Source organism: Chitinivorax sp. PXF-14 (genome assembly GCF_040812015.1).
Classification (GTDB): domain Bacteria; phylum Pseudomonadota; class Gammaproteobacteria; order Burkholderiales; family SCOH01; genus JBFNXJ01.
The window spans coordinates 1-21603 of the sequence record NZ_JBFNXJ010000022.1; the positions used below are offsets into that span (position 1 = coordinate 1).

The following is a 21603-nucleotide window of genomic DNA, read 5'->3' on the forward strand; positions in this document are numbered from 1 at the left end:
GCGCTCGCGGACCTCGGAGGAAAACTTGTTCGATTTAGTCATGGCTCAATCCTCTCAGAGTATTGCGCCTCCACCAAATGCAGGGCGATTCACTGGGCCCTCGCATAATTCACACAGACGGATAATCGTTTGTCGCTAATTTATATAGTATAAAGCTACCTAAATAGCATACAGACTAAAACGATGAGCTCTCTCCCAAAAAACACCCCCGAAGCCTCCCCACTCGGCAAGGCCGTCGCCTATTGCAGCCACTACGCGCCTGGGCTGCTGCACCCGATCCCGCGCCAGGGCAAGCGTGACGAGATCGGCATCGCGGAAGGCGTACTGCCCTTCGTCGGCGAGGATCTGTGGAACGCCTACGAGCTGTCGTGGCTCAATGCGCGCGGCAAGCCGGTGGTGGCGATCGGCAGCCTTCGCGTGCCGGTGGATTCGCCGAACCTGATCGAGTCGAAATCGCTCAAGCTCTACCTGAACTCGTTCAACCAGACGCGCTTTGCCGACATCGAGGCGGTGCGCGCCACCATCGCACAGGATCTGGGCGCGGCGGCCGGTGCGCCGGTCACGGTGGCGATCGAATCGCTCGATCGGCGGCCGGCGCGCGAGGTCGGCTACCCGGCCGGCGAGCTGCTCGATACGCTCGATATCGACATCGACTGCTACCAGCCCACGCCGGGGCTGCTGCGTGCCGACATGCAGGCGGCGCCGGTCAGCGAGACGCTGGTATCGCACCTGCTCAAGTCCAACTGCCTGGTCACCGGCCAGCCGGACTGGGGCACCGTGGTGATCCGCTACGAAGGGGCCCCGATCGCGCGTGAGGGGCTGCTACGCTATATCGTGTCGTTCCGCGAGCACAATGAGTTCCACGAGCAGTGCGTGGAACGCATCTACACCGACATCCAGCGCCAGTGTGCGCCGGTGCGGCTCGCGGTGTGGGCGCGCTACACGCGCCGTGGCGGGCTCGACATCAACCCGTTCCGCACGAGCGAGGCGGGCTTCGCCGCCCCCGGCAATCTCGGCGAAGTGCGGCAGTAGGCGGACGCCGGCTCATCCGGGCCACGCCATTCCCGTTCGCACGGCACGGCCCCTCGCCGCTCGCGGCAAGGCGCCGTCTACGCCGGCAGTGGCGGGAGCGCTCGCCGTTTCTCGCGGCGACGGGCAACTGGTCGGCCTGAGGCCCAATCCCGGCGCGGCTCGCAGGCCAGCTGGAAGGCGCGCCGGGACTGGCCCCGCAGCCTACGGCCTGCGCCAGCCGGGCTTTGCCGGTACGCGGCGATTGCTTTACGCTAGGCGGCAGCCGGCGCACCCCTGCCGCCATCCCGCTACATCGCTCAGGAGAGCCCCATGCGCCTGCTTCTCGCCGCCCTGCTGTTGCCCGCGCTGGCCACGGCCCGCCCGCTGACCGTGTGCACCGACGCGAGCCCCGAGGGCTTCGACGTGGTGCAGTACAACTCGCTGGTCACCACCTCGGCCGCGGCCGACCCGCTGATGAGCCGGCTGGTCGAGTTCGATGCCGCCGCCGGGCGCGTGGTGCCGGGCCTGGCCGAGCGCTGGACGGTCAGCGACGACGGCCTGGCCGTCACCTTCACGCTGCGCCGCAATGTGGCCTTCCACCGCACCGACTATTTCAAGCCGACGCGCCCGCTCAACGCCGACGATGTGCTGTGGAGCTTCGAGCGCATGCTGAACCCCGACCACCCGTGGCGCAAGCTGGCGCCGAACGGCTTTCCGCACGCGCGCTCGATGCAGTTCGACAAGCTGATCAAGGCGGTGAAAAAGGTCGATGACGCCACGGTGCGCTTCGAGCTCAACTACCCCGAGGCAACCTTCGTCCCCGCGCTGACCATGGGTTTCGCCTCGATCTATTCGGCCGAATACGCGAGCCAGCTGCTCGCCGCCGGCACGCCCGAGCAGTTGAACCAGAAGCCGATCGGCACCGGCCCCTTCGTCTTCCGCAGTTACCAGAAGGATGCCGTGGTGCGCTACGACGCCAACCCGGCCTATTTCGGCGCCAGGGCGCGCGCCGACAGGCTGATCTACGCGATCACGCCCGATGCCGCGGTGCGGCTGCAGAAGGTGAAGGCCAATGAGTGCCAGATCGCGCTCTCGCCGAAGCCGCAGGATGTCGAGGCGGCGCGCGCCGACAAGTCGCTCGCGGTGGTCGAGGCGCCGGCCTTCATGACGGCCTTCGTCGCGCTCAACACCCAGCACCCGCCGCTGGACAAGCGCGCGGTGCGCCAGGCCATCAACCTCGCCTTCGACCGCAAGGCCTATCTGCAGGCCGTGTTCGGCAGCAGCGCGATCGGCGCCGACCGGCCCTACCCACCCAATACCTGGAGCTACACCCGCTCGCCCGGGCAATATGGCCACGACCCGGCCAGGGCGAAGCAACTGCTGGCCGACGCGGGCCTCGCCAACGGCTTCGACACGACCATCTGGGTGCGCCCCTCGGGCAGCGTGCTGAACCCGAACCCCAAGGCCGGCGCCGAGCTGCTGCAGGCCGACCTGGCCCGCGTCGGCATCCGCGCGCAGATCAAGACCATCGAATGGGGCGAGCTGATCAAGCGAGGCAAGGCCGGTGAGCACGACCTGCTGTTCATGGGCTGGGCCGGCGACAACGGCGACCCGGACAATTTCCTGACGCCGCAATTCAGCTGCGCGGCGGTCGAGTCAGGCACCAATTTCGCGCGCTATTGCGACGCCCGGCTCGACAGGCTGATCAGCGACGGCAAGCGCAGTGCCGACGTGAAGCTGCGGACCAAGCGCTACGCGGCGGCGCAGCAGATCATCCACGACGAAGCGCTGTGGCTGCCGCTGGCCTACCCGGTGGCTGCCGCGATCACGCGTGCCAATGTCGCCGGCTACCGCGTGAACCCGTTCGGCCGGCAGGATTTCTCGGGCGTCAGCGTGAAATAGCGCGAACGACCGCCTGTCACCGGCGCGGCATCAATCGAGATATATTCCGTGTGCATAATGCGTTTGTGATGCAGACCGTCTAGAATCCGGGGCTCTCATTCGCCACCGCGCCGACCCGATGCCCTACGAAGCCGTGATGCTGCACAAACTGCTGATCTCGATCGCGCTGCTGCCGCTGAACCTGTACCTGGCGTCGCAGCTGTTCGACCTGGTCGAGGCACGCCTGCTGCGCTTTGGCCATAGATACGAGCTGGCCGGCTTTGCGCTGCTCAATCTGCTGGTATTCGCGCTGATCTGGCAGGCACTGCCGGCAGGCGCTGAGGCCGACCCGCAGCAATCGCTGGTGGCGCTGGAGAAGGCTGCGCAGCCCGAGCGCCAGCAGGCAGGCAGCCGCTGGCGCGGCAGCGCCTCAATGACGGCCGGCATCCCGCAAATCGAGATCCGTTAGGCGCCGCCGGGGGGTCAGAAGAACTGCAGCAGCGCCCCGTCGCGGTCGAAGGCGAGAAAGCGGCTCAGATTCCCCTGGCGGATCGACTCGATCATCATGTTGAACGGCTGGTCCGCCGCGGCGCTGTCGGGCGCCACACCGCCCTTGCCCGACAGGCTGGCGGCAAACACCACGTCCCAGTGCTTGCCCATGTGCTGCGACTCGGCCACCAGCTCGGCAAAACCACCCAGCTCGCCGGGCAGCTTGTCGACGCACATCACCGGCGCCAGCGACCCGCCCTGGCCTGATGCGAAGCCGGCCTGCTGATCCGCATTGGCGTTTTCCGGCAGCTCGGCAGCGGCGAACACGAACAGCAGGCGCTGCGGCTCGGGCTGCTGGCGGGCGGCGTCGATAAAGTCGGTGTAGCTGGTGATGTCCACGAATGGCTCCAAATGAGTAAGAGGGCTGATAGGGCGTGACTGTAGCCGATTGGCGCCGCCACCGCCTTATTTCATATCCAGATTCGCCATTTTTTCAGCGGCACGACCTGCTCACGCCACCCCCGCCTCGCGCCAGGCCGCGCCGATGGCCCGGGCGGCGGCAAGCACCTGCTCGCGCGCGACATCGGGGCGCTTGCCCGGACGGTAGGCCATCATGACTTCCCAATGGGACGGCGGCAGGTCGACGATATCGAGCCGCTTGAGGCGGCCGGCCTGCAGCTCGCGCATCACCGCGACGGCCGGCATGAAGGTGAGGAAGCCATAGGCCAGCGCCAGCTCGCGCGCCGCGGCAGCGGGCTGGATGGCATGCAGTGGCTGCGCAACGGTGCGCCGGCTATGGATCATGCGGATCAGCTCGTCGCAATCGTCACCCCAGCCCTGCGGCGCCAGCCGGTAGTCGGCCACGTTGGCCAGCGTGAGCCGGCCGGCCTGGGCCAGCTCGTGCTCGGCAGCGACCACCGCGATGATCGGCGAGCGCCCCAGCTGCTCCATCTGGATGCCGGCCATAGGCGGGCATTTGAGCACGAAGCCGAGCTGCAGCCGCGCGGTCAGCAAACTCTCCATGAGCGCCGGCGAATGGTCGGTGTCGCAGCGGATCTCCAGCACGGCATCGGCCAGGGCGGCGATCAGCGGGCCGAAGATGGTCGAGGCCAGCGACGGCATGCAGCCCAGGCGCACCAGCGGCAGCGCCGGCGCCCCCTGCAGGCGGCGCTGGCCGTCGCGCAGAGCGGATAGCGCCTGCCGCACCGAGACGAGATAGTCTTCGCAGGCCGGTGTCGGGCTGGCGCCGCGCCGGTGGCGCTTGAACAGCACGACACCGAGCTCGGTCTCCATCAGTGCGACGCGGTTGCTGACCTGCGGCTGCGACCAGCCACGCAAGGCGGCTGCCTGGCTGAAGCTGCCGCGCTCGGCCACGTCGAGCAGCAGTTCGAGATCACTGAGTGCAAGAGACATAAGCAATCCGAATATGAAATATAGGCTGGAATCGGCTTCCATAATACCAAGCACGCCCCGAAAATGTGCATTCCAACAAGGAGATGCATATGAGCTCCGCGTCAAAAGCGCGCCGTCTCGGCAAATATTTCATCCTGCTCGACAACCTGCTGGTGATCTTCGGCTTCTTCGTCGTGTTCCCGCTGATCAGCATCCATTTCGTCGATCAGCTCGGCTGGGCTGCCAGCCTGGTGGGCGCGGCACTGGCCTTGCGCCAGCTGTCGCAGCAGGGGCTCGGCCTGTTCGGCGGGGCACTGGCCGACCACCTCGGCGCGCGGCCGATGATCGTCACCGGCATGCTGCTGCGCGCGGCGGGCTTCTTCGCCATGGCGGCCGCGCACACGCCCTGGCTGCTGTTTGCGTCGTGCGTGCTGTCCGGGCTTGGCGGCTCGCTGTTCGACCCGCCGCGCGCGGCGCTGATCGCCAAGCTCACCCGCCCGCGCGAGCGCAGCCGCTTCTATTCGATCCTGATGATGCAGGACAGCGCGGGCGCCGTGCTGGCCGCGCTGCTCGGCAGCTGGCTGCTGCGCTTCGACTTCCGCTGGGTGGGCTGGGTCGGCGGCACGATCTTCGTGGTCGCGGCGCTGATGAACCGCCTGCTGCTGCCGCCCTACCGCATTTCGACACGGCGCGCGCCGGTGTTCGAGGGCATCCGCCAGGTGCTCGCCGACAAGCCCTACCGCACGCTGATGCTGACGTTCAGCGGTTATCACGCGCTGGTGGTGCAGATCATGCTGATGCTGCCGATCGCCATCAAGCAGATGGCAAACGACCCACGCGCCGTGGGCTGGATGTACATGCTCGAATCCGCGCTATCGCTTGGCCTGCTTTATCCACTGGCGCGCTTTTGCGACCGGCGCTACACGCTGCAGGGGAGATTCATGGCCGGGCTCGCGCTGATGACGCTGAGCCTGGCGGCCATGGCGCTGGCCCACCATCTGGCGACGATGTTCCTGCTGCTGGCGAGCTTCTACCTCGGCAGCATTCTGGCCGAGCCCGCGCGCGAGAACCTGGTCGCCAACCTGGCCGATCCGGCCCGGCGCGGCAGCTACATGGGCTTTGGCCGCATCGGGCTGGCGCTCGGCGGAGCGGTCGGCTATCTCGCCGGCGGCTCCTTGTATGACCTGGGCCAGGCGCTGCACCGGCCGGCGCTGCCGTGGCTCGCGCTGGGCTGCATCGGCGCCGGCACGCTGTACTCGCTGCGGCGCCAGTTCTCCGCGCCGCACGGCCTGCGGCACGCAGCCTATGCCGTGGCCGACTGACGCGACACGCGCGCCGCGATCAGCAAGGCAGCGAACAGCAGCACGGCTGCCAGCAAAAAGGGCGCGCCGGGCTGGTGCCAGCGCTGCCACGGGCCAATGAAGGCGGCAAAGGTTTGGGTGAACAGCAACGGTGCCACCAGGCCGGCCAGCGCCATGATGCTGGCGTTAGCGCCCTGCAGCCGGCCCTGCTCATGCGGGCCGACACGGTGCGTCATCAGCCCCTGCAGCGAGGGGCCGAAAAAGCCCGACACCGCGAACACCGGCACCGCCAGCCAGAACCAGCCGCCCGTGGGCGCAAGCCCATACCACACCATGCCGACGACGGCGAAACCGAGGCTCGCCACCAGCATGCGGCGTTCGCCGAAGCGCGCCACGGTCGGCCGCACCAGGCCGGCCTGCACCGTGACATTGCAGATGCCGACCAGGGCCAGCGTAAGCCCCGTGGTCTGCGCATTCCAGCCGAAGCGGTAACCGCTGTAGAGCACGAACACGCTCGGGAACACATAGTGCGCGAGCTGGAACAACGCATTGACGCTGGCCAGCCCGGCGAGCTCGGGGTGCGAGCGCAGCAGCCGCAGCGAGCCGAGCGGATTGGCACGGCGCCAGTCAAACGCGGCCCGCTTGTCGCGCGGTAAGGACTCGGGCAGCACGAAATAGCCGTAAGCGGCATTGGCGAGCGCGAGCAGGCCCGCCACCCAGAATGGCAGGCGCGGCTCGACATGGCCGAGCAGCCCACCCAGCGCCGGCCCGAGCACGAAACCCACGCCCCACGCGGCACCGATCAGGCCGTAGCTGGCCGCGCGCCGCTCGGGCGGGGTGACATCGGCAATGTAGGCGCTCGCCGTCGAAAAGCTCGCGGCGGTGATGCCCGAAATCACACGGCCGACGAACAGCCAGGCCAGGTTCGGCGCCAGCGCCATCAGCAGGTAATCGAGCCCGAGCCCGAAACAGGACAGCAGGATCACCGGCCGCCGGCCAAAGCGGTCGGACAGTGCGCCGAGCACCGGCGAGAACACGAACTGCATCAACGCCCAGGCCGTGCCGAAGCCGCCGTAGATCTGCGCCGCGTGCGCCGTGTCGCCGGCCATGAACTGCTCGACCAAGCGCGGCAGCACCGGGATGATGATGCCGAGCGCCACCACGTCGAACAGCACGGTGATGAAGATGAAGACGACGGCGGCTTTGGGTGGGGAACCGGGCATGGTGGGTGTCGGCTACGGCGGGAACCGGCATCGTGCGATGGCCGGCAGCGGCGGTCAAGCCTGCAGGGGAGACCCATCCGCCCTGGCTTGGCGGCTGTCCGCGCAAGCGATGCGGGATACCGCCTGCACAACAGGTGGTCGATGCGTCCCACGCCGGTCACGTTCTGGCGGCGCGCGCCCGCTCGCAGCGGATGCGCAGCCAACCGCCGCGCCGAGTCAGACGTCGGGCCCCGCCGGCAGCAGATGCCCGCGCACCGATGAACTCAGGTCGAGCCGGGCCGGTTGCAGATGCAGGCGCAGCGCCTCGACCGCCCGCTCGGGCTCGGCCTCGCCGCACATGAACACGTCGATGGCGGCAAAGCCATGCTCGGGCCAGGTATGGATCGTCATGTGCGACTCGCACAGCAGCAGTACACCCGTCACGCCGAGCCCCTCGCCGAAATGGTGGAAATGCCCCGCCAGCGGCGTCGCACCGGCCTCTGCAGCCGCTTCGCGCAGCCGGGATTCGATCCATGCCGGGTCGCTCAGACGATGCGGCGCAACGCCATGCAGATCGGCCAGCAGATGGCGTCCCAGCCCCATTATTTGTGCCCCCCGCCGTAAGACCAGCCGCTGCCACCCGAGGAGTAGCCGCTGCCGCCCCAGCTGCGCGATGAGCCGCCGGACCCCGAGCTCATCGACAGGTTGATCATGGTGCTGGCTGCCAGCACCACCAGCGCGTACACGATATAGGTGAAGCGGTTCATCAGTCGTCGTCTCCGCCGTCGCCGCTACCGGCCTTGCCGTAGTTCCACACGGGCCACCACAGCGCGAGCAGCGCCAGGCCGAGCAGCACCAGCCCGCCCAGCCCCGAGCCGAAGATCATCGGCAGGTTGAGGATCAGCAATAGCCAGGTGAAGGCCTTGGCTGTGCCCTTGAGCGGCACGATGTCGGCCGCCGCGTCGGTGAAGTCCTGCCGGGCCGGCGGCGGCGTCTTGCCGAACCACTGGGCGATCTGCGCCGGCGTCACCTTGCCGGCACGCGACCAGGTGATCTCGTGCTCGTCGCGGCCCTGCGACAGCTTGACCTCGCCCTGGCGGTAATCGACGATCATCGTCCTGTCGCCGATCGACACGCGCCAGTTGAACGCACCGGCCGCGTAGACCACCTCCGAGCCGTATTCCCACAGCTTGGTGTAGCCGGCGCCATCGAAGCGCACGCCGGTCTGCGAGATCTCGTCAGGCCAGCTGTTGAGCACCTCGACGCGCTCCCAGCCCTCGTCACTCTCCACCAGCCAGAGAAAGCCCGCCTGCGTATTGAACAGCAGGTATTCGGTCCAGCTCGAATTGCCGTCGCTGGCGAACTCGCGGCAGCGCATCAGGCCGATCAGCGTCCATGCGCTGCCGTCGATCTTGGCCTCGTCGCCGAGCGCCAGCGTGGTCTTCACGGCTTCGAGCTCGTCGTGCTTCTTGAGCACGGTCGCGCGGTCCTCGCCGCAATCGACCTCGGCATGGCAGGACGGGCACAGCAGGTGCGTGGCCATGCCGGCCTGGTAGTTGAGCGGGCTGCCGCAGCTCGGGCAGTCGAGCGCCTGCGTCTTGCCACGGTAGCGGCCCGCCGTCTGCACGATCTGCTCGGGGCTGCGCAGTAGCTGGCATTGCAGGCCGACCAGCGTGACCGCCTCGCCGGCATAGACGATAGGCGTCTCGCTATCCGAATAATCGAGCGTCAGGAAGCGCTGCTGCGCCCGGAAATCGGCCACCCTGGCGGTATAGCCATCACCGACGCGGAACGGCAGCTCGCCTTCGCCCGCCACGCACCGGGCGCTGCGCACGTCGGCGGCGGTGAAGCGGGTGTTGTCGTAATTGAGCGTGGCGCCGGGCTTGATCTGCTCGAAGGCCGGCGCCTGTGGCGGGCTGCCGGCCGGCACGGTGAACACGTACTGGCCGGAGGCATCGGACAGCCAGCCCGCGCTGCCGTCGTCGAACAGCAGATACCATTCGTTCCACAGCCCCGCGTCGTAGCGCAGCTGGATACGGCCGACCACGCCGAAACGCTTGCCCTGCCAGCTGCCCGAGCTGGTGATCTGGATCGGCGAGAAGTCCTCGATGACCGATGACATCTTGCCGATGTCCTTCACCGAGTCGGCGTCCTTCAGCAGCGTGGAGCGGCAGTACTCGCACACCGCCATGACCGAGGCGGCCGAGCGGAACGCGACCTGCGCGCCGCAGGATGGGCAGGCTACCTGGTACATGCCTCACCCAGCTGCCGCAGCGCTGCCAGCATGGCCGCCGTTTCCGCCTGCTGGCCGGCGTCGAGCCGCTCATGGCAGGACTGGGCCTCGGCGACGGCAGCACGCAGCCCGGCGGCATCGCCAGCCTGTGCGCTGACCAGTGCCTGCACTTCCTGGGCGAAGAAGCATTCATATGCATCGGCGCCGTTTTCCCGGCAAATCGCCAGGCATTCCTCGGTGTGCCAGCGCGCCTGCTCGGTGTTGCCAACACGAAGCTGGACACGCGCCAGCCGGTATTCGGCGCGCTCGGCCTCGAGCCAGCCGCCGGCCAGCGCCCAGAACTGGCGCGCCGCCCCCGCTGCCGCGAGCATCGCGTCGCGCTCGGCGGCGGCAAGCCGGGGCCGGCTTTCCAGCGCGCAGGCGAGATTGTTGCTGGTCACCGCCAGCGTGCGCAGCGCCGGGTCGCCGGCCTCGAAGCCAAGCTGGGCCAGCGACAGCGCCTCGTCGAAACACGGCATGGCGGCCTCGATCAGCCCCTGCGCGGCCAGCGCCGAGGCGGCCCCGCACCAGGCGCGGGCTTGGTCCGACAGGCTCAGCTCGCCGACCTCGCGGCGCAGGCCTGCTGCCAGTTCGAGCGCCGCGCGCGAGCGTTGCAGCTCGGCCCCGGCCTGCCCCGCCGGCTGGGCGCGCAGCCTGTCCAGGCGCTCGATACCGGCCAGCCACTGGCCCAGGTGCTCGCCGTAGACGTGGGTGATCAGCCGCGCCAGCGCAGCGCCATCGTCGGCGCCGCCGAGCAGCGCGAAGCCCAGCTCGTCGATGCGCCGCGCGACGGCGAGCGGCGCCTCGGCGTGCTCGGCCCAGGCCTGCCGCACGAAATGGTCGAAATCCAGTACGGCGCCTTGTCCAGCCATGTCCTTACCAGTCTGCGATGCCATAGTTGTCCGTGATTTTCTTGAGTTCGCCCGACTGCCTGAGCTGCCGGATGCCTTGGTCGAGAATGACTGCAAGCCGCTTCGAGCGCTCCGGGTTCGCCTGCGACAGCCCGACGGCCAGCCTCTCGGCGCCGAGACAGCCGGCCTGGCGGAAGTTGTTGGCGATGATCCCGCTCTTGAGATTGAAGTGATAGACATCGGACGTGATGATCACGACATCGGTGCGCTTGCGCGCCAGAAACGTGAAGATACGCGAGGTGTAGCCCTTGCCGTCGGAAAACTGCTGGGTCGGGGTGCGCCGGGCGTTGCGCTCGAAGAAGGCTTCCAGCTCGCCCAGCCCCGAATCCTTGAGGAAGGCCACGCGCCGGCCGAGCAGGTCTTCCGGCCTGGCGTATTTCCATGGGTCGTCCTTGCGCACATACAGGCAGTATTCCTGGTAGCCGACCGCCTCGCGCGGGAACAGGAATTGCGGATACTCGGCGACCGTCGGCGTCAGCAGGCCATCGAACGAGCCCTGCTGCGTCTCCGCCAGCGCCCGCCCCCATGGGCGATATTCGATCACATAGGGGACTTTTTCGAGGCGCAGCGCACGCTCGACGATGTCGACGATGTAGCCCTTGTGCGGGGTGCCGCTTTCGCAATGCTGCGGGCACCAGTCATCGGCCACCAGCCGCACCGGCCGCTCGGAGAACGGCTCGCCGCCATCCAGGCCCGACGCGGCCTGACTCGCCAGCAGCAGGAATACCAGCGCCGCTGCCAGGCGCAACGGCCTCTTCTCAGCGCCGGGCATGGCATGCAACCGTTGTGTTGTACCCGCCACGCGCGCTGGCGGCGCCACGGGGAGGTCGGAAAAACAAGGCGAGGGAAAACGTTACCGGCATCGGCTCACCCGATCAGCTTCTTGAGGATCTCCGCCTTGGCCGTGTCGTAATCGGCCTGCGAGATCAGGCCCTTGTCGAGCATGCCCTTGAGCTTTTCCAGTCGCGCCTCCGGCGCATCGGCCGCCGGGGCCGCGCCCGTGGCGGCTTGCGGCGCTGCTGCGGCCGGTGCTGCGGCAGCCGGTGCTGCGGCTTGTGCCTGGCCCATCGCGTTGCCCATGGCCTGCGTCATCGCCTGGCCGATGTTGAGGCCGGCGCCCAAGCCCGCGCCGATGCCGGCCAGGCCGCCTTCGTTCTGCGCGGCGAGCGGGATGGCGTTGGCGGTCTGGTACTGGGTGTAGGTGCCCATATTGCCGATCATGCCCATCGAGATGCGCGTGTCGATCGCCTTCTGCAGCTCTTCGGGCAGCGAGATGTTCTCGACGGCGAAGTTGTCGAGCGCGAGGCCGTACTTGGTGAAGACGGGCGCCATCGCCTCCTTCATCTTGTCGCCGAGCAGCATCTGGTTGCCGGCCATGTCGAGGAAGGGCACACCACCGCCGCCGAGCGTGGCGGTCATCGTCGACACGACGAGGTTGCGCAGCTGCTCTTCGAGCTGGTCGCGGGTATAGCTGTCACGCGTGCCGCTGATCTCGGTGTAGAACAGCTTCGGGTCGACCAGCTTGTACGAGTACATGCCGAAGGCGCGCAGGCGCACCATGCCGAAATCCTGGTCACGGATCGTGATCGGCTGCGGCGTGCCCCATTTGCGGCTCAGCTGCACGCGCGTGCTGAAGAAGTAGAGGTCGCTCTTGAACGGGGATTCGAACAGCTTGTCCCAGTTTTTCAGGTAGGTCAGCACCGGCAACGTCTGCGTGGTGAGCTTGTACATGCCGGGGCCGAACACGTCGGCGATCTTGCCCTCGTTGACGAACACCGCCATCTGCGACTCGCGCACGGTCAGGCTGGCGCCGTTCTGGATCTCCATCTCCTGCATCGGAAAGCGCCAGGCCAGCACGCCGTCTTCGTCCTCGGTCCACTGCAGGATGTCGATAAACTGTTTCTTGATGAATGAGCCGAGTCCCATGGCGGCGCTCCTGGTCAGAGTTGGATTGGGTGGATTGGGGTCGGGCAGCTAGCCGCCCACGGCTAGCTGCGGTCGGTCAGGCGCCAGATCTTGCCATCCTGGATGCAGAATTCCGACTGGCCGCTGAACTTGATGTGGCTGCCGGCCTTGTGGCCATGCGGCATGTCGTGGCGCAGCACGCCTTCGTATTCGAGGTCGAGCACCAGCGTGACCTCGTCGATGGTCCAACGCAGGATTTTCTGGTGGCGCGACTCGAACATGTCGCGCGCCTGCTCGGCCAGCTCGCGGAAGGCCTCGATGCCGTCGGCCTCGGCCCCGACCTGCTGGCCGCTCATGTGGCAAAAGCGCACGCCTTCGTGCATCAGGGCCAGCATCGATTCGACATCGAAGTGGTTGTAGGCGTCGATGTACTGCTCCACGACCGCGACGCACAGGCTGGTTCTCATGTGTCCTCCATCAAGACAGGCAGGCGGCGTTGATCACGCCCACCGCAAGCGAAATGCCGCCGAGCAGTCCGCCGACGGCGACATTGTTGTCGTTCAACGCTTGCGGCAGATTCGGCAACACCCGCGCGATCAGCGCATACACCGCCAGTTGCACCACGGCGGCACTACCCGCCCAGGCGGCGAACAGGACGAAACTGTCGTTGTGCAGGATGCTGGAGGCCAGGGTCAGCGAGAAACCGAGCATCGCGCCGCTGAAGCTCAGCGTAGCGGCGACGACACCCTTGCGGATCAGCCCGAGTTCGTCGATCGGCGTGATCCACGAATACAGCGCGGAAAACACGGCGAGCAGCGCGAATGCGGAGAGCAGATAAGCCAGATAGTTGTACAGTTGTATCATGCGGAGTCCGGTGAGCAGAGGCATGTGCCAAAGTTAGCTACATTGTAGAACAGCCGCGAAACCGTTGCCGTTTGCTGCCAATGGCCTCCACAAACGCCGTATGGAGATAGCCTGCTCAATTGCTAGCGCGCTCGACGTATGATCGTGACGCCGGATGCGAATTCTTTGCCATCATCGTCGATTGGGATGCTCGAAAATGTAGTACTGATCGTTAGCTGCTGCAGCTTGTCAATGGCTTGGTGGTGATCATGCAATCGATCCGCTAATTCCTGTTGGCGCTCGCGCATTTGACCATTTGTTGCGTCCGTGAGGAAGGCGAGCATAGCAAACTTGAGCCTGTTGCTTTCGCCGCCGTACAACATTGCCTTGGATAATCGCCGGATATCCTTCGCCGCACCGGTGCTGTCTGCACCGTAGCGTACCCTGCGTTTCACCTCTACCACCGCCTCCGGGACTTTTCCCATGGAGTCTAGGATAGTAATATCGGCCCGACCGTCGATCCTGAGGTCCTTGGAGACCGGACCTCGCTGGATAGCTCCGGCCCCGCCCATTAGTTCGGCTACTGGGAATTCCATCCGGATGACGCGATTCTTCGCCAACTCACCGGACATCGCTTCAGCTAGGCGCACGGTGAAGAAGTATTCCGGGATCGAATTAAGGTTGGAAATCCTGGACATTACGAAGACTGACTGAACAGCGGCGTTCAGAGTCACATGGGTCAATGAGGAAAGCCCTGAAACAGTGAGTGAACTCATTTAGGATTTATTCCTCTTCTTCTCGCAAACACATGGCTCCGCAGGTGGCGGTCGAAAACAGAAGGCTACGTACGCTTTTGCGCTTCGTTCAGGGCCGCCGTGTCATAGAAGGTGGCGTAATAGATGTTGAAACCGTCGTACAGGCGCTCCAGTCCTTGGAAGAAAGGTAGGCAGGATGCTCTGAGCGGGTTTTCTTTCGGTTGCCACCGAGGGCACTCCAGGAGAAGCAGAGCAAAATCAATGCGCATGATTTCTAGCCTCCCTGGATGTGGCCCTACACATAAATTAGTATGTTAGAACATGCCGTATAACATTGTTTAGTTGGTTGGCGTAGTGGTCAAATGTCGGGCCGTCAAATCTATTTGCGATAGGCAATATAGGCCGCCGAGGAGATGACGGCGAAGAGAAGCAACTTACTGTGCGTCTGTTAAGAGCAGTGACATGCGTTTGGCGGCGAGACTGCTCTGGCACTACGCTATCTCAACAATTGCAGCACCTGCTGAGGCAACTGATTTGCCTGCGACAACATCGCCATGCCAGCTTGCTGCAGAATCTGGGCACGACTGAGATTGGCCGTTTCCGTGGCGAAATCGGCATCTCGGATTCGAGAGCGGGCCGCGTAAAGGTTTTCGGACGAGACCGACAGATTGTTAGTCGCAGCTTCGAATCGGCTCTGCAGCGCGCCCAGGTTGGCTCGCTGGCTATTTACGGCGGCCAACGCACTGTCGATGATCTCCAGCGCTTTGGCCCCACCGGCCGCGGTGCGGACATCTAGTGACGATACGGACTGAAGGGTAGAAGTGGACTGAGTGCCTTGCCACATAATGCCCGTTGCAGAAATCGAATCACCACCGAAAATATAAAAATCCGCCGTCAGGCTGGTATTGGCAATCGTGTATGCCTTGTCGGAGTCGAGGGCAACCTGACCAACCATGACCACCGTGTTCCCCAATGCGGATATATGGTCCAACACCGGCCCTGACGGCGTGGCACCAAATCCGTCGAGCAGCGTAACATCTCCGGCAATGGCGCCACTGGTATTCGACAAGACGATGTTGTCGCCCGATTCCGAAGTTAAATAGATGCCCGTGCCGGTGTTGTTCAATGACGCAGTGATACCCGTCTTGGAAGACTGACTGTTGAACTGCGTTATCGCATCAGACAATCCGGCACTGGTATTGGGGTTGGTGATGTTGAACGACACTGCTTGTGCGGTGGCATTGCTGCCATAAACCTGCAAGGCATAACTGCCGGATGCGCCGAAGGTGAACTGAAGATTGGTACGCGCCTTCGCCCTGACGCCGGTTTGGGGTTGTTGGTTGATTTTGTCGGCAACCAGTTTTGCTGAATCGGTAGAGAGAACGGTAACTTGACCGGTACCCGACCCACCTTGAATTGCAAACGTACCGCTAATCGCGCCGTTGGTGATGTGACCGCTCAGTGTGGCAGCACTTGTTACGGTATTGGTACCTGCGGACCCACCGCAATAACTGGTGGAGGTGTCACCAACTTGGTGCGTTCCCACTGCGGTCGAGCGGAAATTCGCCATCGTTGCCGTAATGGTCTGATTCGCGTTGGCGCCCACCTGGAACACGGATGTAGGGTTTGACCCGTCCAGTAGTCGGAGGCCGTTAAATTCAGTGGTTTGTGTAAATCGATCCAGTTCCGATGTCAACTGGCCGACTTCAGCGTTGATTGCCAGACGGTCCGAGGCGGAGTTGGTGCCATTCGCTGATTGCACGGCCAGTTCGCGGACGCGCTGCAGAATGTCGCTCATCTTTGACAGCGCGCCTTCTGCCGTTTGCGCCATCGATACGCCGTCATTGGCATTTCGCCGTGCCTGCTCCATGCCGCGTATCTGGGCCGTGAAGCGTTCTGAGATCGCCAATCCGGCAGCGTCGTCCTTCGCGGCGTTGATGCGCAAACCGGACGACAGTCGTTGCAGAGAGGTATTCAGGCTGGCGCTTGACTCGGAAAGGTTGCGCTGAGCGTTGAGTGAGGGGAGGTTGGTGTTGATGACTTGCATGTGGCGATTATTTTTTCGCAGCCTACTGCTGAACTTTTTCTGAATGGCAATAAGTAAATCGGGTCAACATGTCAAAACTTGAGATGGTCAGACACTTAAATTCGGGTGGCTGATGCTAGCCTACGTGTACGCGAGACAATCACTCCCCCACAGCCCATGCTCGACCGCATACTCATCCTCTCCGTCTTCGTCGTCGCTTCCTGCGGGCTCGCCTACGAGCTGATCGCCGGCGCGCTGTCGAGCTACCTGCTCGGCGACTCGGTGCTGCAGTTCTCAAGCATCATCGGCTGCTACCTGTTCGCCATGGGTGTGGGCTCGCACCTGGCGCAATACGTGAAGGACGAAGACGCGCTGGCACGCTTCATCGACATCGAGCTGCTGGTCGGCCTGGTCGGCGGGGTGTCGGCGGCCGTGCTGTTCCTGGTCTTCGGCTGGCTCGCGGCGCCGTTCCGCACCGTGCTGTACGCGCTGGTGTTCGTCGTCGGCGTGCTGGTGGGCATGGAGATCCCGCTGGTGATGCGCGTGCTCAATGCGCGCCAGGCCGAGTTCAAGGAGCTGGTGAGCCGCGTGCTGACTTTCGACTACCTCGGCGCGCTGGCCGTGTCGCTGTTGTTCCCGCTCGTGCTGGCGCCCAAGCTGGGGCTGGCGCGTACCGGCTTTCTGTTCGGCATGCTCAATGCCGCCGTGGCGCTGTGGACGGCCTATGTATTCCGCCGTGAGCTGACGCGGCTGTCGGCCAAGGTGCTGCGTGCGAGCATCGTCATCTGCCTGCTGGCCGGCGGCTTTCTGGCCTCAGACCGGATGATCCACTGGTCCGAGCGCGGCCTGTTCGGCGACGAGATCGTGCACGCCGAGACCACGCCCTACCAGCGTCTGGTGCTGACGCGCTGGCACGACGACCTGCGCCTGTACATCAACGGCAACCTGCAGTTCAGCTCGCGCGACGAGCACCGCTACCACGAGGCGCTGGTGCACCCGGTGCTGACGCCGCTGCCGTGGGCGCGCTCGGTGCTGGTACTCGGCGGCGGTGACGGGCTGGCGGTGCGCGAGATACTCAAGTACCCGAATATCGAGCGCATCACGCTGGTCGACCTCGATCCGGCCATGACCGGCCTGTTCTCGACCGCCGAGCCGCTCGTCAGGCTCAACGGCGGCTCGCTCAAGAACCCGCGCGTGCATGTCGTCAACGAGGATGCCGGGCGCTGGCTCGAGAGTGCCGACGCGGTGTTCGACGCCGTCATCGTCGATTTTCCCGACCCCGGCAACTTCGGCATCGGCAAGCTCTACTCGGTACCCTTCTACCGGCTGCTGGCCAAGCACCTGAGCGAGAACGGCCTGGCCGTGGTGCAATCCACCTCGCCGTATTTCGCGCCGCACGCCTACTGGTGCGTCGATGCCACGCTGCGCGAGGCCGGGCTCCATACCTGGCCCTACCACGCCTATGTGCCGAGCTTCGGTGAATGGGGCTTCATCGTTGCCGGCAAGACGCCGCGCTACGCCCCGCCGACGCAATACCGCTTCCCGATGCGCTTTCTCAATGCCGAATCGACACGGCTGATGTTCGCCTTCCCGCCCGATATGCAACGCATCGCGGTCGAGCCAAACCGGCTCAACAACCAGTCGCTGGTGCATTATTTCGAGCAGGACTGGGCCGAGGTGCTACGCTGATGCAGCGCCGGCGCTTCCTGCAGCTTGCCGCCGGCAGCACGCTGCTGGCCGGCTGCAAGCGCATCCAGCACATGAGCATTCCCGTGACGCTGCACCTGCCCGGCCAGCGCGAGGGCCACTGGCTGCGCGACCTCAAGTCGCTGCCCGCGAGCAGCGGCGAGCTGCGCACCGGCACGGTGATCCTCGGCAGCGGCGTAGCCGGCCTGACCGCCGCCTGGAAGCTCGCGCGCGAGGGCTACCGCGACTTCGTGCTGCTGGCCGGGCCCGAGCCCTACGGCAATGCGGCGGCCGGCGAGATGGCCGGGCTGCGCTACCCGCGCGGCGCGCACTACCTGCCGCTGCCCTCGCTGGAATCGGTACACGTGCGCGAAATGCTCGCCGACTTCGGCGTGATCGAAAGCGGGGCCGCTACGGCGCGCCCGCATTTCGACGAACGCGTGCTGGTGCATGCCCCCGAGTCGCGCGTGCTGTACCAGGGCCGCTGGCAGGAGGGCACGCTGCCGAGCAAGGGCATCCCCGCCGACGAGGCGGCGCAGCAGCAGCGCTTCTTCCGTCACATCGACGCGCTCAAGGTGGCACGCGGCGCCGATGGCCGCCGCGTATTCTGCATCCCGCTCGCACAATCGTCGCAAGACCCGCGCTGGACGGCGCTCGACCGCCTCAGCTTCGCGGCCTGGCTCACGCGCGAGGGCTACAGCGCGCCTACGCTGCGTTGGTATCTCGACTATGCCTGCCGCGACGACTACGGCGCCGGCCTGGGCCAGGTCTCGGCCTGGGCCGGCCTGCACTATTTCGCCAGCCGCGCGGGCCAGGCCGCCAATGCCGACGACGGTGCGGTGCTGACCTGGCCAGACGGCCTCAACCCGCTCACGCGCCGCCTGCAGCAGGCCGCCACCGGCGCCACGGGCGGGCGCTGGCAACCCGGCTTCGCGCTGCAGCTGAGCGATGGCGGGCACGGCGTCGACATCCTGTGTGCCGAGTCGGCCGCCGCGGATGCTCGCGTCTTCACCGTGCGCGCCGAGCGCGCGATCTGCGCCATGCCGCTGCAGCTGGCGCAGCGCGTGGTGCCCGCGCTCGGCGTGCCGGGCGACGCGGCAGTCCCGCACGTGCCGTGGCTGGTGTCGAATTTCCTGCTGCGCGGCTTTCCGCCCGAGCTGGCGGGCGAGGCGCTGAGCTGGGACAACGTCGTCTACGGCAGCCAGAGCCTCGGCTACGTGGTGTCGACGCACCAGCTGATCCGCCAGGCACGGCCCGAGCAGACCGTGTTCAGCGCCTACCACGCGCTCGCGCACGACACCCCGGCCAATATCCGGCGCTGGCTCATGCAGGCCGGCACCGATGAGCTGTACGAGCTCGCCAACAGCGACCTGCGCGCAGCCTATGGCCACCACCTGTGGCTCAACACGCAGTCGGTTGAGATCACCGTGCGCGGCCACGCCATGGTCAGCCCCGCACCCGGTTTCCTGTCCCGGCCCGGCATCGCCGCACTGCGAGGCGCTGACCAGCGCCTGCTGTTCGCGCACAGCGACCTGTCGGGCATCTCGGTATTCGAGGAGGCCGCCTGGTGGGGCTGGCGCGCGGCGCTGGCGGTGCTCGGTGGCGTGGGCTGACATGGCCCGGGCTGATGCGGCCCGACCTGCGCGGCCCGACCTGCGCGGCCCGACCTATACTGAAAGCGCGGCCACGGCAGCCGCCATCTTCACGGAGGGACGCACCATGGCTGGCGCCAGCATTCCCGGCCCCTTGGGCAGCAGCAGCAACAATCCACCGATCGACGCCGGCACGCTCGCGTTGACGGCGACGCCATCCCCAGCCAGCGCGCCGGCGACAGCAGGCAACACGGCACCGGCCGCCGCCAAGAAGAAGTACAGCATCGACGATGCCGTGAAGCACCTCGATGCCAATGTCCACGACAAGAGCCAGGGGCAGTGCGCCAAGTATGTGCGCCAGGCGATCGAGGCCGGCGGCGTCACCATCTCACTGCCGCGCCCGCTGTATGCGAAGGACTACGGCGCCAAGCTGGCCGAGCTCGGCTTCGGTAAGATAGTGGCCGAAGGCTACACACCGCAGAAGGGCGACATCATCGTGCTGCAGCCGCCCACCGGCCAGAGTGCCGGCCATATCCAGATGTACAACGGCAGCACCTGGGAATCTGACTTCGTGCAGGGCACGGGTATCTACCCCGGCCCGGCCTATCGCAAGGATGAAGTGGCGTATGAAATCTATCGTCCGTAGTCTGCTATTCGGCCTGCTGGCGCTGTGTGCACTGGCGGCCAGGGCAGGTGAGCCGCAGATGGCCGACCCGCTGCTCGGCCTGAGTTTCGACCCCAGGCTCGTGCATTTCGACGCGTTGCCACGCTCGGCGGCGGTGTACCGCGCGCTGGGCCCGACGGCGCAATGGGTATTCGCGAGCCGGCGTGAAGCCGGCGGGGCCGTCTACATCGTGGCCGGCCTGCATACGGTCCAGGCGGATGAGCAGGGGCCAGCCGTCAGCGAGCCCGATTTCGGCGCGGTGATCCGGGCCTATGGCAAGCAGCTCAAGGTGCTCGGTGTACCGGACAGGTTGTTCGACCCCACGCCGCTGCTGCCCGCCGATGAGCTCGACGCGCTGATGCGGGATGCCGCGCAGCGCTATGTCAGGGCCTTTGGCGGCACGCGCCGGCTCGAAGCGGAAATGGCGCGCCAGCGTGTCGTGACGCACAAGATTCCACAGCCGCTACGCGACGCGCTGGCGCGGGAAGGCGTGCGCCCCGGCGACGGGCTGAAGGCGATTCCGGCGCAGCCGGAACGGGCTCGCGCCCAGTAAGCCGCCCCCACCACCGCGCGGGATGGTGCAATAGGCCTCGCCAGGCGCATTCCGGCACAGCCCCGGATAGCCCCAACAGGCGCTAGCGCCGTGCCGTGGCCAGCGCCGCCGTCATCGCCTGCACCACGCACTCGACCTCGGCCGCGCCGACCTGCCAGTGCGTCACCAGCCGCATCGCGCCGTCCTCGGGCGGATTGGCGAGAATGCCGTGCGCCGCCAGCACCACCATCATGCCCGCCACGTCGAAGTCGCCATCGAGATCGAACCAGACCATATTGATGTCGAGCTGGTCCTCCCGGATGCGGACGCCGGGCAAGCCGCGCAGGCCCTGGGCGAGCCGTTTGGCGTTGGCATGGTCGTCGCCGAGGCGCAGCGTCATCTCGCGCAGCGCGATCAGCCCTGGCGCGGCCAGCACGCCGGCCTGGCGCAGGCCACCGCCCATCAGCTTGCGTTTCTTGCGCGCGCGCTCGATGAAGCCGGCCTCTCCGACCAGCATAGAGCCGACCGGCGCAGCCAGCCCTTTCGACAGGCAGAACATCACGCTGTCGGCCTGGGCGGCGATCTCGCCTGCGTCGACCGCGAGCGCCGCGGCGGCGTTGAACACGCGCGCGCCGTCGAGATGCACCGGCAAGCCGTGCGCCCGCGCCACCTCGCGCACCGCACGCATGGCGTCGAGCGACACCACGCGGCCGCTGCCATGGGCGTTCTCAAGGCAGATCAGGCCGGTTTTCGGCAGGTGGATGTCGCCGCCGGGGCGGATGCGCCGCGCCACCTCGGCGGCATCCAGCGCGCCTTGCGGGTTGGCGATGGGCCGCAGGTTGACGCCGGCGATCACTGCCGCCGCACCGACCTCGTGCCAGACGATATGGCTGTCCTCGCCGACGATGACCTCGTCGCCGCGCTCGCAGTGCGTGAACAGCGCGAGCTGGTTGCCGAAGGTGCCGGACGGCACGAACAGCGCGGCCTCCTTGCCCAGCATGGCGGCGGCCAGTTGTTCGAGCTCGCGCACCGTCGGATCGTCGCCATAACAGTCGTCGCCGACGGCGGCAGTGGCCATGGCCGTGCGCATGGCGGGGGTCGGATGGGTGACGGTATCACTGCGGACGTCGATAGGCATGAT

The 21603-nt window shown here is 66.2% G+C and carries 22 protein-coding genes; 8 read left to right on the forward strand and 14 right to left on the reverse strand.

The window, feature by feature from the left end; genetic code table 11:
* Nucleotides 1–183: 183 nt before the first annotated feature.
* The 3 genes from queF (at nt 184) to ABWL39_RS19375 (ending at nt 3361) form a co-directional block, all read left to right on the forward strand.
* Nucleotides 184–1032 (forward strand): NADPH-dependent 7-cyano-7-deazaguanine reductase QueF, encoded by an 849-nt coding sequence (gene queF / locus ABWL39_RS19365; RefSeq protein ID WP_367795348.1) that lies wholly within the window; start codon nt 184–186, stop codon nt 1030–1032.
* Nucleotides 1033–1341: 309 nt separating this feature from the next.
* Nucleotides 1342–2913, forward strand: a complete 1572-nt coding sequence (locus ABWL39_RS19370) for an ABC transporter substrate-binding protein (RefSeq protein WP_367795351.1) — start codon at nt 1342–1344, stop codon at nt 2911–2913.
* A gap of 118 nt (nt 2914–3031) precedes the next feature.
* A complete protein-coding gene (locus ABWL39_RS19375) occupies nt 3032–3361 on the forward strand; it encodes a hypothetical protein (protein ID WP_367795354.1) in 330 nt (109 codons plus the stop codon).
* Between the two features lie 14 nt (nt 3362–3375).
* Here ABWL39_RS19375 and ABWL39_RS19380 read toward each other — a convergent pair whose 3' ends face one another.
* Both ABWL39_RS19380 and ABWL39_RS19385 read right to left on the reverse strand, forming a co-directional pair.
* Nucleotides 3376–3780: a ribonucleotide reductase subunit alpha gene (locus tag ABWL39_RS19380; protein ID WP_367795357.1), complete on the reverse strand. Its 405-nt coding sequence runs from the start codon at nt 3778–3780 to the stop codon at nt 3376–3378.
* A gap of 111 nt (nt 3781–3891) precedes the next feature.
* Entirely contained in the window at nt 3892–4794 is a 903-nt protein-coding gene (locus ABWL39_RS19385) for a LysR family transcriptional regulator (protein ID WP_367795360.1), read from the reverse strand.
* Between the two features lie 89 nt (nt 4795–4883).
* Between ABWL39_RS19385 and mdtH the strand changes: the two genes are divergently transcribed.
* The gene (gene mdtH / locus ABWL39_RS19390) at nt 4884–6095 is read left to right on the forward strand and encodes a multidrug efflux MFS transporter MdtH (RefSeq protein ID WP_367795363.1); all 1212 of its coding nucleotides are present in this window, start codon (nt 4884–4886) and stop codon (nt 6093–6095) included.
* Here mdtH and ABWL39_RS19395 read toward each other — a convergent pair.
* The 11 genes from ABWL39_RS19395 to ABWL39_RS19445 form a co-directional block, all read right to left on the reverse strand.
* A complete protein-coding gene (locus ABWL39_RS19395) occupies nt 6077–7297 on the reverse strand; it encodes a TCR/Tet family MFS transporter (protein ID WP_367795366.1) in 1221 nt (406 codons plus the stop codon). The two genes, mdtH and ABWL39_RS19395, sit on opposite strands and share 19 nt — an antisense overlap.
* 216 nt (nt 7298–7513) lie before the next feature.
* Nucleotides 7514–7879, reverse strand: coding sequence for an adenosylmethionine decarboxylase (gene speD / locus ABWL39_RS19400; RefSeq protein ID WP_367795369.1), 366 nt, complete (start codon nt 7877–7879; stop codon nt 7514–7516).
* Entirely contained in the window at nt 7879–8043 is a 165-nt protein-coding gene (locus tag ABWL39_RS19405) for a hypothetical protein (RefSeq protein ID WP_367795372.1), read from the reverse strand. The genes speD and ABWL39_RS19405 overlap by 1 nt, the downstream gene beginning before the upstream one ends.
* Complete coding sequence (locus ABWL39_RS19410) at nt 8043–9530, reverse strand: DUF4178 domain-containing protein (RefSeq protein ID WP_367795375.1); 1488 nt, start codon at nt 9528–9530, stop codon at nt 8043–8045. The genes ABWL39_RS19405 and ABWL39_RS19410 overlap by 1 nt, the downstream gene beginning before the upstream one ends.
* Nucleotides 9518–10420: a hypothetical protein gene (locus tag ABWL39_RS19415; RefSeq protein ID WP_367795378.1), complete on the reverse strand. Its 903-nt coding sequence runs from the start codon at nt 10418–10420 to the stop codon at nt 9518–9520. The genes ABWL39_RS19410 and ABWL39_RS19415 overlap by 13 nt, the downstream gene beginning before the upstream one ends.
* Before the next feature lie 4 nt (nt 10421–10424).
* On the reverse strand, nt 10425–11231 hold the full coding sequence (locus ABWL39_RS19420; protein ID WP_367795381.1) for a substrate-binding periplasmic protein: 807 nt from the start codon (nt 11229–11231) through the stop codon (nt 10425–10427).
* A gap of 95 nt (nt 11232–11326) precedes the next feature.
* On the reverse strand, nt 11327–12385 hold the full coding sequence (locus ABWL39_RS19425; protein ID WP_367795384.1) for an SPFH domain-containing protein: 1059 nt from the start codon (nt 12383–12385) through the stop codon (nt 11327–11329).
* A gap of 62 nt (nt 12386–12447) precedes the next feature.
* On the reverse strand, nt 12448–12831 hold the full coding sequence (locus ABWL39_RS19430; RefSeq protein ID WP_367795388.1) for a nuclear transport factor 2 family protein: 384 nt from the start codon (nt 12829–12831) through the stop codon (nt 12448–12450).
* A 10-nt stretch (nt 12832–12841) separates the two neighbouring features.
* A complete protein-coding gene (locus ABWL39_RS19435; RefSeq protein ID WP_367795391.1) occupies nt 12842–13228 on the reverse strand; it encodes a DUF350 domain-containing protein in 387 nt (128 codons plus the stop codon).
* 122 nt (nt 13229–13350) lie between these two features.
* Nucleotides 13351–13983, reverse strand: coding sequence for a hypothetical protein (locus tag ABWL39_RS19440; protein ID WP_367795394.1), 633 nt, complete (start codon nt 13981–13983; stop codon nt 13351–13353).
* Nucleotides 13984–14458: 475 nt separating this feature from the next.
* On the reverse strand, nt 14459–16009 hold the full coding sequence (locus ABWL39_RS19445) for a flagellin (protein ID WP_367795397.1): 1551 nt from the start codon (nt 16007–16009) through the stop codon (nt 14459–14461).
* 156 nt (nt 16010–16165) lie between these two features.
* Here ABWL39_RS19445 and ABWL39_RS19450 point away from each other — a divergent pair, with 156 nt between their 5' ends.
* The 4 genes from ABWL39_RS19450 to ABWL39_RS19465 all read left to right on the forward strand — a co-directional run bounded on the left by ABWL39_RS19450 (nt 16166) and on the right by ABWL39_RS19465 (nt 20483).
* A complete protein-coding gene (locus tag ABWL39_RS19450) occupies nt 16166–17677 on the forward strand; it encodes a polyamine aminopropyltransferase (RefSeq protein WP_367795400.1) in 1512 nt (503 codons plus the stop codon).
* Nucleotides 17677–19287, forward strand: a complete 1611-nt coding sequence (locus ABWL39_RS19455) for an NAD(P)-binding protein (RefSeq protein WP_367795403.1) — start codon at nt 17677–17679, stop codon at nt 19285–19287. Before ABWL39_RS19450 ends, ABWL39_RS19455 begins: the two co-directional genes overlap by 1 nt.
* 106 nt (nt 19288–19393) lie before the next feature.
* On the forward strand, nt 19394–19912 hold the full coding sequence (locus tag ABWL39_RS19460; protein WP_367795406.1) for a hypothetical protein: 519 nt from the start codon (nt 19394–19396) through the stop codon (nt 19910–19912).
* Nucleotides 19893–20483, forward strand: a complete 591-nt coding sequence (locus tag ABWL39_RS19465; RefSeq protein ID WP_367795409.1) for a hypothetical protein — start codon at nt 19893–19895, stop codon at nt 20481–20483. Before ABWL39_RS19460 ends, ABWL39_RS19465 begins: the two co-directional genes overlap by 20 nt.
* An 82-nt stretch (nt 20484–20565) precedes the next feature.
* Here the strand turns inward: ABWL39_RS19465 and ltaE are convergent, their stop codons facing one another.
* On the reverse strand, nt 20566–21603 hold the full coding sequence (gene ltaE / locus ABWL39_RS19470; RefSeq protein WP_367795533.1) for a low-specificity L-threonine aldolase: 1038 nt from the start codon (nt 21601–21603) through the stop codon (nt 20566–20568).